Raw genomic sequence first — 10,943 nt, 5'->3', positions numbered from 1 at the left:
GCTGGTGACCGAGATTTCGGAAGCGAGCCAGGAGCAGAGCGGCGGGATCGAGCAGGTGACCCAGGCGGTCGGGCAGATGGACGAGGTGACCCAGCAGAACGCGGCCCTGGTCGAGGAGGCCGCCGCCGCCGCCGAGAGCCTCGAGGATCAGGCGCGTACGCTGGTGCGGGCGGTGTCGATGTTCCGGCTGGCGGGCGGTGCGCAAGCCCCGACCGTGGCGGCGGTGCCCGACAACGTGGCGCGTCTGCCCGAGCGCAGCGTCCGCCCGGTCGCGCCGGCCCGTCCGGTGGCCAAGGCGCCGCGCCGCGCCACGGCTGCCGCCGTGGGGGATGTGGAAGACGAATGGGAAGAATTCTGAGAAAGCCACGCCATGACAGATAAACAGCTTCCCCGTCGGCGCGAGTCGACCGGCCGGGGCGTCCGTCGCGCGTCCCGCCGTGGCTGCCGCGCCGGCCCGCGCCGCGGTGGTGTCGCCGAGCCTCGGCACGCCGGACCGGGAGTTCGCGTTTTCGACCGCCGACTTCGAGCGGGTGCGGGCCCTCATTTACAAGCACGCCGGCATCTCGTTGTCGCCGGTCAAGCAGGACATGGTCTACAGCCGCCTGGCGCGCCGACTGCGCGCGCGCGGCGACCGCAGCTTTGCCGAATACCTGGATCGCGCCGAACGCGAGCCGGAGGAGTGGGAGACCTTCGTCAATAGCCTCACCACCAACCTGACCTCCTTCTTTCGCGAAGCCCATCACTTCGACATCCTGGCCGAACGCCTGAAGAAGCACGTCGGCCGCACGCCGGTGCGCATCTGGTGCAGCGCCGCGTCCACCGGCGAGGAGCCATACAGCCTGGCGATCACCGCCTGCGAGGCCTTCAACACGATGACGCCGCCGGTCCAGATCGTCGCGACCGACATCGACACCAACGTGCTCACCACCTGCCAGAAGGGCGTCTATGGCCTGGACCGCATCGAGCGCATGTCGCGGGAGCGGATTCAACGCTTTTTCCTGAAGGGCACCGGCAGCCAGGCGGGGTTCGCCCGGGTGCGGCCGGAGCTGCAGCGCTTGATCGAGTTCAAGCGCATCAATCTGCTCGACAAGAACTGGGCGCTGCAGGGGCCGTTCGACATCATGTTCTGTCGCAACGTGATGATCTATTTCGACAAGCCCACCCAGTACGCGATCCTCAAGCGCTTCGTGCCGCTGCTCAAGCAGGATGGCCTGCTGTTCGCGGGGCATTCGGAAAGCTTCCTCCATGCGGCGGACATCTTCCGTTCGCTGGGGCGGACGGTCTATGAAAGGACGGATGCCCGTGACCGTTGATGCCGGCTATGTGGAGCATCTGGCGACCAATCGCTATTTCGACCGCACTTTCGAATGCGACGCGGTGAAGGTGTTGCCGGGCGAGTATTTCGTGACGACGGCCGACATGCTGCTCGTCACGGTGCTGGGCTCCTGCGTCACCGCGTGCATTCGCGACCGCGATAAAGGCCTGGGCGGAATGAATCATTTCATGCTGCCCGAGGGCAGCGAATCGGGGGTGCTGTCGTCCTCGGCCCGCTACGGTGCGTATGCGATGGAAGTGCTGCTCAATCACCTGCTCAAATTGGGCGCCCGGCGAAGCAGTCTCGAGGCAAAGGTTTTCGGGGGCGGCAAAGTGCTCGCCAGCCTGACCCAGGCCCAGGTCGGAGAGAAGAATGCGCAATTCGTTCTCGATTACCTCGAAACCGAGCGAATTCCAGTCGTGGCGCAGGATTTGCTCGATATCTATCCACGAAAGGTCTATTTCTTTCCGGTGAGTGGTCGGGTCATGATGAAAAAGCTGGTACGCGTGAAAAACGACACGCTCATCGCGCGCGAGCGCGAATACGAAGCCCGGCTTCGACGTGACAATGTGCAAGGCGACGTCGAGCTATTTGGTTGACCGGGTCGGCTTATTCCGACCGATTCAGAAAGCGAAGCATGGCAATCAAGGTTCTCATCGTCGACGACTCCGCGGTCATGCGCGGAATGCTGGCCGAGATCATCAATTCCGCGCCGGATCTCCACGTGGTCGGGTTGGCACCCGATCCCATCGTGGCGCGGGAAATGATCAAGACGCACAATCCGGACGTGCTGACGCTGGATATCGAAATGCCGAAAATGGACGGGCTCGATTTCCTGGCCCGTCTGATGCGGTTGCGACCGATGCCCGTGGTGATGATTTCGAGCCTGACCAAGCGCGGCTCGGAGGCGACCTTGCAGGCGCTGGAATTGGGCGCGGTGGATTTCCTGCCCAAGCCGAAGCTCGATTCGTCGGGAGGGCTGGAGCACTATCGTGTAGAAATTTGTGAAAAGGTCAGGGCCGCCTACGGCGCCCGGCCAAGGGTTCCGGCCAAGTCGGCGGCAAGCCCGAAACCCTTGCTGCGAGAGACTTCCGAGGCCTCCGGTGGCATCGCTTCGGGGCTCCCGGAACGCGTATTGCAGGACAAGCTGGTATTGATCGGCGCCTCCACCGGTGGTACCGAGGCGATCAAGGAAGTGCTATGTTCTCTGCCCGGGCAGATGCCGGGCATCCTGATGGTCCAGCATATGCCGGAAATGTTCACGGCGTCGTTCGCCAAACGGCTCGACGGGCTGTGCCGGTTGCGGGTCAAGGAAGCCGAGCATGGCGAGAAGGTGGTGCCGGGCACGGTGTATCTCGCGCCCGGACATTCGCATCTGTCGGTGCGACGTGGCGTCGGCGGATACGTGTGCGAGCTGGCCCAGAGCGAGCCGGTCAACCGGCATCGGCCGGCGGTGGATGTGCTGTTCAACTCGGCGGCGAGCCAGGTGCGGGGCAATGCCCTGGGCGTGATTCTCACCGGGATGGGCAAGGATGGAGCCCAGGGGCTGCTGGCGATGAAGCACGCCGGCGCCTGGACCATCGGGCAGGATCAGGAATCCTGCGTGGTGTATGGGATGCCGCGTGAAGCGGCGGCAATCGGCGCCCTCGACGACGTGGCGCCGCTGAAGGAAATCGGGCCGCGTGTGCTGGCCCGCCTGCGGAACCTTGAACGACGGGGGCCGCAGACATGAACAGCGCCCGTGCCGGCGGCTCGTCGGCAGGGGTGGAGTAGGTCGAACAAATAATTAGAGGCAAGAAATGGATACCAGCGTCAGCACCCTGCAGAGTCAAGCCAGGATTCAGCTCTCCGGGCGGTTTGATTTCAACTCCCACCGCGAATTCCGCGACGCGGTCGATAAAGCCCTCGGCAGTCCGGGTACCACCGAAGTGGCGGTCGACCTGGGCAATGTCGCCTATCTCGACAGCTCGGCGCTCGGCATGCTGCTGATGCTGCGGGACAAGGCCAAGACTTCCGGCAAGACCGTGTGCCTCGCCAACGCCCGCGGCAGCGTGCGTCAGGTGCTCGACATCGCCAACTTCGGCAAGCTCTTTCCGATCGTTTGACCGGTGGCCGACACAGCCCCCGAATCCCTCTTCATTCTTGTTGTAGATGACAATCCCGACGATCTTTTCCTGATCCGTCGGGATCTGGTGGCCTTGGGCCACCGCGTCGCCGGCGTCAGCACGGCCAACGAAGCGCTCGATCACATCGCCCGCGCCTACCCGGACGTGCTGATGACCGACGTCGGCCTGCCCGGGATGGACGGCATCGAACTGCTCCAGACGGTCCGGATGCGGACCGACGGCAGCTGGATCCCCAGCCTGGTGTTCACCGGCAGTCTGGACGAGGCGACCCAGATGCGCGCCCTCGAGGCCGGCGCCGACGCTTATCTGTGCAAGCCGGCGTCCCGCGAGATGCTCCACGCCAAGCTCGGCGTGATCCTGCGCCTGAAGGCGATGCAGCGGCAGGCCGAGGCCCGCAATCGCGAACTGGCCCGCTACCGCAGCCTGCAGGAGGAGGAGCAGCGGCTGGCGCGCTTCGTGATGGAGCGCCTGATCAACCGCGAGGCGCTGGGCGACCCCGCGGTGTCCCATTTCATCGCCTCGGCGGCCGAGTTCAGCGGCGACCTGATCGCCGCCGCGCGCACGCCGGGCAACGTGCTCCACGTGCTCCTCGCCGACGGTGCCGGTCACGGGCTGGCCGCCTCCCTCAACGTGCTGCCGGTCACCGCGCCGTTCTACCGCATGACCGAGCGCGGTTTCGGCATCGATGCCATCGCCCGCGAGATCAACAGCAAGGTGCGGGCGCTGCTGCCGGTGGATCGTTTCATCGCCGCCACGCTGGCGGCGGTCAATTTCCGCGAGCGTTACGTCACCGTCTGGAACGGCGGCAACCCCGGCCCTTTGCTGGTGCGGCCCGACGGCGGCGTGCGCATCCACTTCAACCGCCACCATTTCCCCCTCGGCGTGGTGGACGACGACGAGTTCGACGGCACGGTCGATACCCACGTGGTCAATCCCCTCGACCACCTGCTGCTGTTCTCCGATGGCCTCATCGAGCAGGAGGATGCGCAGGGCGTGGCGCTCGGTGTCGATGGGCTGGGGCGGGCCATCGAGGGGCTCGAGGCGGCGGCGCGTCTGCCGCGCCTGACCGAGATCGTCCATGGCCTCACCGGGGGCAAGCCGCCCCGCGACGACATCTCGATTGCCCACATCGCCCTCACCGATTCCCCCAACCCGATGCCGGCGCTGCCGGCCGGCGATGCACCCGTGCCGTTCAACGCCAGCGACTGGCGGCTGGTGCTGCGCCTGGGCGCCACCGACCTGAAACGCCTCGACGCGGTGCCGTTGATCCTTGGCTGCATCGAGCAGTTCGACGGCGTGCGGCCGTTTGCCGGGCGGTTGTTCCTGGTGCTGTCGGAGCTGTTCAACAACGCGCTTGACCATGGCTTGCTGCGCCTGCCGTCGTCCCTGAAGGTGGGGGCCGAGGGCATGGACGTCTACCTCGAGGAGCGCTCGCGGCGCTTGTCGCGGCTGGCGGTGGGCGCCGTGGAGTTCGATCTGACCCTGCGTCAGAGTCTCGACCGGGCGCCGATGCTCCACATCGGCTGTGCCGATACCGGGCCGGGCTTCGACTACGAACTGCAGGTCCAGGAGGCCTCCCGCGAGCCCACCAGCGAGGAGATGCTGAAGGGCCACGGCCGGGGCATTCCGCTGCTCCTGCGGGTCTGCGAGGAAGTGCGCTACAGCGGCGCCGGCAACCGCGTGGATGTCACCTTCCGGCTCGCCGAACGGGGCTGATTCCGCCGGTTTCCACCCCCGCCCCGCAACCGCATCGGGCGCTGCTTAAAGTTCCACTGTAAGGCTGTCGATAAGAGCGTCGATACGGCGGTGCGCGTGCGCGTCTCCCGTTGCGACGCCGGCCGTGCAAGCGCGCCGGTCCTTCATTCTTGCTGTGGAGGTGGCGGGACGCCATGCCAATTCATCTTGTCTCGGGAGCCATTGGCGCGACGGCCGCGCTGGGGGCCGCAGGCGCGGGGCTGGCGTTCGGCCTGTCGGCGTCGGCGGCCTTCGTGGGGGTGTCCATCGCGCTGGGGGTGTTTGTCGGGGTCGCTGTCGCGATGGCGATGCGGGTGCTCTTCGTGCAGCCGCTGGCCGAGTTGCGCGAGACGATGCGGGCGATGTACCGGGACGGCGACCTGTCCCGGCGGGCGCCGGTGGCCGGCGGCCAGGTCGGCGAGGTGGAGGAGGCCTTCAACGAGCTGATCGGCAGCCTGCAGGGCATCGTCGGCAAGGTGATCTTCGATGCCCAGCGGGTGTCGGAGGCGGCCGACCTGCTGTCCGACTACGCCGGCCGCGTGGTCGAAGGTTCGGGGGGGCAGCAGAGCGCGGCAGAGAGCATGGCGTCGGCGATCGAGCAGATGACCGCCGGCGTCAACGAAGTGGCCGATCACGCCAGCCGTACCGCCAGCAACGCCCAGGCCGCTCGCGAACTGTCGGTGCAGGGGGGCGAGGTGGCCACCCACGCGGCGCGGGAGATCGAGCGGATCGCCTGCTCGGTGTCGGATTCGGCGCGGGTGATCGCGGCGCTGGGCGATCGCTCCCAGGCGATCAGCGGCATCGTCAAGGTGATCCACGAGATTGCCGACCAGACCAACCTGCTGGCCCTCAACGCGGCCATCGAGGCCGCCCGTGCCGGCGAGCAGGGGCGCGGTTTCGCGGTGGTGGCCGACGAAGTGCGCAAGCTGGCCGAGCGGACCTCGTCGGCGACGCGGGAGATCGGCGACATGATCGCGGCGATCCAGGCCGAGACCAAGTCGGCCATCGCCGCCATCGACGTGGGCAGCGCCCAGGCCCACGCGGGGGCCGAGCTGGCCCGGCGTGCGGCCAGCTCCCTCGAGCAGATCAACCACGGCGCCGAGCAGACGATGGCGCGCATCGAGTCGATCGCCACCGCGATCAACGCCCACAGCCACGAGGCGGGCCAGATCGCCGGCCACGTGCGGCAGATCATGGAGATGGCGGGCTGCAACTCGGCCGGCGCGCGCGACACCTTGCACGAGGCCACCAGCCTGCGCGATCTGGCGGTGAATCTGAAGGAGATCCAGCAGGTCTTCAAGCTCGGCCCCGAGGGCGAGCGGGCGATGACGGTCCACAAGAAGATGCCCGATCTGGTGCGCGACGCGGCCCGTCAGGCCGGCCAGATCCTCGAACGGGCGGTGGCGGGCGGCCAGATCAGCGAGCACGATCTGTTCGACGAGACCTACAAGCCGATACCCGACACCCGGCCGCAGAAGTACGCGACCCGCTTCGATGCGCTCACCGACCGGATCCTGCCGCCGCTGCAGGAAGGGCTGCTCGACGGCAACGCCGAAGTGGTCTATGCCATAGGTACCGACCGCAACGGTTACGTGCCCACCCACAACAAGCGCTACAGCCAGCCGCTCACCGGCGACTACGCCAAGGACATCGTCGGCAGCCGCACCAAGCGCATCTTCGACGACCGGGTCGGCAAGCAGTGCGGCAAGAACGAGATGCCGTTCCTGATCCAGACTTACCGCCGCGATACCGGCGAGATCATGCACGACATTTCGGCGCCGATTTACGTAAACGGCCGCCACTGGGGCGGCTTCCGGATCGGCTACCGGGCCTGACGGCGGGGCGTGGGCGCACTCAAGATTGTGCGGCCCCCGCCGATATTGATACCAAGTCGGGGCCTGCCTCATCGTGATTGCAGGTGGTCGGCGACGGAGATCGAGTGATGTCGGAACTTCTCAAGAACATTGACGCGCGTACCAGGCTGGCGGGCACCAACAAGCTCGAAATCCTGTTGTTCACCCTTGGCACCGACCCGCGCACCGGACGGCGCGAAACCTTCGGGATCAACGTGTTCAAGGTGCGCGAAGTGATGCGCACGCCGCCGATCACCGCCGCGCCCGAAATGCCCTCGTCGGTCGAGGGGATGGTCAGCCTGCGTGGCGTGCTGGTGCCGGTGGTCGATCTCGCCAAGTACGCGGGGATGGGCTCCGACTCGCCGCGGGACATCATGATCGTCACCGAATACAACGGCCACACCCAGGGCTTCCTGGTCGAGGCGGTGGACACCATCCTGCGCCTGGACTGGTCGCAGATGCGCGTGCCGCCCGACATGCTGACCGCCAACCTGGGCGGCCTCGTCACCGCCGTCACCGAGCTGCCCGGTCCCAAGCTGGTGATGCTGCTCGACGTGGAAAAGGTGCTCTCCGAAACCACCCGCTACGACGACGAGTTCCTGTTCAAGGGCATCGAGCCGATCGTGGCCGAAGAGCCCGTCACGGTGTACTTCGCCGACGACTCGTCGGTGGCTCGCAAGCAGATCGAGCGCACCCTCGACGCGCTGGGGGTGCGCTACGTGGGCGCCGTCAATGGCCGCCAGGCCTGGGACGAGCTGGAAAAGCTCGCCGGCTACGCCGCCTCGTCGGGGCGCAAGGTCAAGGACATGATGGCGCTGATGCTCACCGACGTGGAAATGCCGGAAATGGACGGCTACATCCTCACCAAGCGCATCAAGACCGATCCGCGCTTCGAGGGCGTGCCGGTCATCATGCACTCGTCGCTGTCGGGCATGTCCAACCAGCAACTCGGCCGCTCGGTCGGGGTGGATGAATACGTCGCCAAGTTCGAGCCGCAGCGGCTGGCCGAAGTCCTGCGGCGCCTCATCACCAAACATGCTGCCGCGGCCAAGGCCGTCTGAGGAAAGAGGAGCGAGATGAACATGGATCATGTCGATCGCGGGTTGCTGGAGTCGGTGGACGCCAGGACCAAACTGGCGGGTTCTAACCGCATGGAAATCCTGCTGTTCTCCCTGGGCACCCAGGAGATCTTCGGGATCAACGTGTTCAAGGTGCGCGAGGTGTCGCGTACCCCCTTCATCACCAAGGCGCCCAACATGCCGGCCGGTGTCGAAGGCCTGATCTCCCTGCGCGGCAACGTCATCCCCGTGCTGGCCCTCGCCAAGGTGATGGGCATCTCCGCCCCCGGCGAGCCCCTGGGCGGCTCGATGATGGTGACCGAGTACAGCAAGCGCACCCTCGGCTTCCTGGTGCACGAGGTGGATCGCATCATCCGCGTCGAGTGGGACAAAGTTCGCGCGCCGGACAACGTCACCTCCAGCGGCCATCACTTCATCACCGCCATCACCGAGCTGCAGGACGGCAAGCTGGTGTCGATCCTCGATGTCGAAACCATCCTCGCGAGCACCTTCGGCGAAGCCGTGGTCGGCCAGATCCATCCGCTCGAAGGCGGTGGCGACGTCAATGTCTTCTTCGTCGACGACTCCGCGGTGGCCCGCAAGAAGATCGCCGAAACCCTCGACAAGCTCGGCGTGCGTCACAAGCACGCCCTCAATGGCCTGGAGGCGTGGACCCGTCTCGAAGGCATGGCCAGCCACGCCCAGCAGCGCGGGGTCGATCTGCGCGACGAGGTCAATCTGATCCTGGTGGACGCCGAGATGCCGGAAATGGACGGCTACGTGCTCACCCGCAACATCAAGTCCGATGCCCGCTTCGAGGGCATTCCGGTGGTCATGCATTCATCCCTGTCGTCGGAGGCCAACCGGGCGATGGGCAAGAGTGTCGGCGTCGACGCCTACGTGGCCAAGTTCGACGCCGACGTCCTGGCAGACACCCTGCGCCCCCTGCTGATGCGGTCCTGCCGGGACTGAACGGAGATCAACAACATGTCGGACCCCAAGATGAAATTTCTCGTCGTCGATGACTTTTCCACCATGCGGCGGATCGTCCGCAACCTGCTCAAGGAGCTCGGCTTCGCCAACGTGGACGAGGCCGAAGACGGGCAGATCGCGCTGCAGAAGCTCAACTCGCTGCCTTTCGATTTCGTCGTGACCGACTGGAACATGCCGAACATGGACGGGCTGACCCTGCTGCAGAACATCCGCGCCAATCCGGCCCTCAAGCATCTGCCGGTGCTGATGATCACCGCCGAGGCGAAGAAGGAGAACATCATCGCGGCGGCGCAGGCGGGGGCCAGCGGCTACATCGTCAAGCCCTTCACCGCGGCGACCCTTTCCGAGAAGCTCGAAAAGATTTTCGAGAAGATGGGCAAGAAAGCGGCCTGACGGCCACCGACAGGACGGAGCTCCATCATGGCAAAACGTCTCAAATTCGATGAATCCGGCGACTCCGACGATCTGCAGGCGCTCTTCGACAGCATCGCCGGCGCCCCGGCCGGTGCGGCCGCCCCGCCGCCGCGGCTCGAGGTCGTCGCCGGCAACCCCAGTGCCGGCGCCAGCACCGGCAGCGACGACGACGAACTGCAAGCCCTGTTCGACTCGGTGGCCAGCGAGTACACCGCCGAACATCCCGACGCCGCCGCGACCGACGAGGAGGAAGACAGCCGCGGCCACCGTTCCGACACCGTTTTCAACAGGATCGGCGTGATGACGCGACAACTCCACGACACCTTGCGCGAACTGGGTTACGACCGCAGCCTGCAGGAGGCGGCCCACGCGATTCCCGACGCCCGCCAGCGTCTGAGCTACATCGCCGAGATGACCGAACAGGCGGCGAGCAAGGTGCTCAACGCCACCGACATCGCCAAGCCGATCCAGGACCGCGTCCAGGCCAACGCCGAGATCCTGCGCAGCCGCTGGGATCGCCTGTACGCCCGCCAGCTCAATCCGGACGAGTTCCGCCTGCTGGCCGGCGAGACCCGCGACTTCCTCGGCACGGTGGTGGACGGCAGCCGCGAGACCAACGCGCAGCTGATGGAAATCATGATGGCCCAGGACTTCCAGGATCTCACCGGACAGGTCATCAAGAAGGTCGTCGATCTGGCCCAGGGGCTCGAGCAGCAACTGCTGCAGGTGCTCATCGAGGCGATGCCGGCCGACCGCAAGGTCGACGCGCCGGAAGGTCTGATGAACGGCCCGGTCATCAACGCCGTCGGTCGCGACGACGTGGTTTCGAACCAGGAGCAGGTCGACGACCTGCTCGAAAGCCTCGGATTCTGAGACGGGCTGGACGCGCGGTCGGCGTGCGCCAAAGGGCGCCGCGCCGGCGGCCGGACCACCTGCCACGATTGATGCACGCCGCCGCGCGCGGCGTGAGCGGGCAACACCGCAAGGAGTGATAGCAATGAGCGATTTTTCCGGGATGGAAGACCTGCTGCAGGATTTCCTCGTCGAAGCGGGGGATCTCCTGTCCGGGGTCGACAACAAGCTGGTGGACCTGGAGCGGGCGCCCGGCGACAAGGGCCTGCTGAACGACATTTTCCGGGGCTTTCACACCATCAAGGGCGGCGCCGGCTTCCTCAATGCGGCCGAGCTGGTCACCCTGTGTCACCTCACCGAAAACCTGTTCGATCTGCTGCGTAACGGCGAGATGTCGGTGACGCCCGAAGTGATGGACGTGATCCTGTCCTCCACCGGCGCCGTGCGCGACATGTTCGGCTACCTGGAGCAGGGCGTGCAGCCCGCGCCAGCCGATCCCGACCTGATCGACGACCTGCGCCGCGCCATCGCCGGCGAGCTGACCGTCGGCGCCGCGGCGCCCGCCGCGCCGGTGGTCGTCGAACCGCCGCCGGTCGTG

11 protein-coding genes and 1 pseudogene are annotated in these 10,943 nt (G+C 66.3%); all 12 read left to right on the top strand.

Features of this window, described 5'->3' with window-relative positions:
- A pseudogene (locus tag ACE3P2_RS06210) lies at nucleotides 1–358 on the top strand (methyl-accepting chemotaxis protein); the annotation flags it as partial.
- Nucleotides 359–437: 79 nt separating this feature from the next.
- Nucleotides 438–1,313, top strand: a complete 876-nt coding sequence (locus ACE3P2_RS06205; protein ID WP_374262238.1) for a CheR family methyltransferase — start codon at nucleotides 438–440, stop codon at nucleotides 1,311–1,313.
- Nucleotides 1,303–1,914 (top strand): chemoreceptor glutamine deamidase CheD, encoded by a 612-nt coding sequence (gene cheD, locus ACE3P2_RS06200; protein ID WP_374262235.1) that lies wholly within the window; start codon nucleotides 1,303–1,305, stop codon nucleotides 1,912–1,914. Before ACE3P2_RS06205 ends, cheD begins: the two co-directional genes overlap by 11 nt.
- 38 nt (nucleotides 1,915–1,952) lie before the next feature.
- Entirely contained in the window at nucleotides 1,953–3,047 is a 1,095-nt protein-coding gene (locus ACE3P2_RS06195; protein ID WP_374262232.1) for a chemotaxis response regulator protein-glutamate methylesterase, read from the top strand.
- A 67-nt stretch (nucleotides 3,048–3,114) separates the two neighbouring features.
- Entirely contained in the window at nucleotides 3,115–3,420 is a 306-nt protein-coding gene (locus ACE3P2_RS06190; protein ID WP_374262229.1) for an STAS domain-containing protein, read from the top strand.
- Between the two features lie 3 nt (nucleotides 3,421–3,423).
- On the top strand, nucleotides 3,424–5,157 hold the full coding sequence (locus tag ACE3P2_RS06185; RefSeq protein ID WP_374262226.1) for a SpoIIE family protein phosphatase: 1,734 nt from the start codon (nucleotides 3,424–3,426) through the stop codon (nucleotides 5,155–5,157).
- 173 nt (nucleotides 5,158–5,330) lie between these two features.
- Entirely contained in the window at nucleotides 5,331–7,010 is a 1,680-nt protein-coding gene (locus ACE3P2_RS06180) for a methyl-accepting chemotaxis protein (protein WP_374262223.1), read from the top strand.
- A 107-nt stretch (nucleotides 7,011–7,117) separates the two neighbouring features.
- Complete coding sequence (locus tag ACE3P2_RS06175; protein ID WP_374262221.1) at nucleotides 7,118–8,089, top strand: chemotaxis protein; 972 nt, start codon at nucleotides 7,118–7,120, stop codon at nucleotides 8,087–8,089.
- A gap of 15 nt (nucleotides 8,090–8,104) precedes the next feature.
- The gene (locus tag ACE3P2_RS06170) at nucleotides 8,105–9,058 is read left to right on the top strand and encodes a chemotaxis protein (protein WP_374262218.1); all 954 of its coding nucleotides are present in this window, start codon (nucleotides 8,105–8,107) and stop codon (nucleotides 9,056–9,058) included.
- Between the two features lie 15 nt (nucleotides 9,059–9,073).
- The gene (gene cheY, locus ACE3P2_RS06165; RefSeq protein WP_374262215.1) at nucleotides 9,074–9,472 is read left to right on the top strand and encodes a chemotaxis response regulator CheY; all 399 of its coding nucleotides are present in this window, start codon (nucleotides 9,074–9,076) and stop codon (nucleotides 9,470–9,472) included.
- A gap of 27 nt (nucleotides 9,473–9,499) precedes the next feature.
- A complete protein-coding gene (gene cheZ, locus ACE3P2_RS06160; protein ID WP_374262213.1) occupies nucleotides 9,500–10,366 on the top strand; it encodes a protein phosphatase CheZ in 867 nt (288 codons plus the stop codon).
- Between the two features lie 124 nt (nucleotides 10,367–10,490).
- On the top strand, nucleotides 10,491–10,943 hold a 453-nt coding region (locus ACE3P2_RS06155; protein WP_374262210.1), incomplete at its 3' end, for an Hpt domain-containing protein.

It is taken from the genome of Zoogloea sp., from assembly GCF_041911615.1.
Classification (GTDB): Bacteria; Pseudomonadota; Gammaproteobacteria; order Burkholderiales; family Rhodocyclaceae; genus Zoogloea.
Note: the sequence above shows the minus strand (reverse complement) of the source record. Positions and strands in the feature narration are given on the sequence as shown.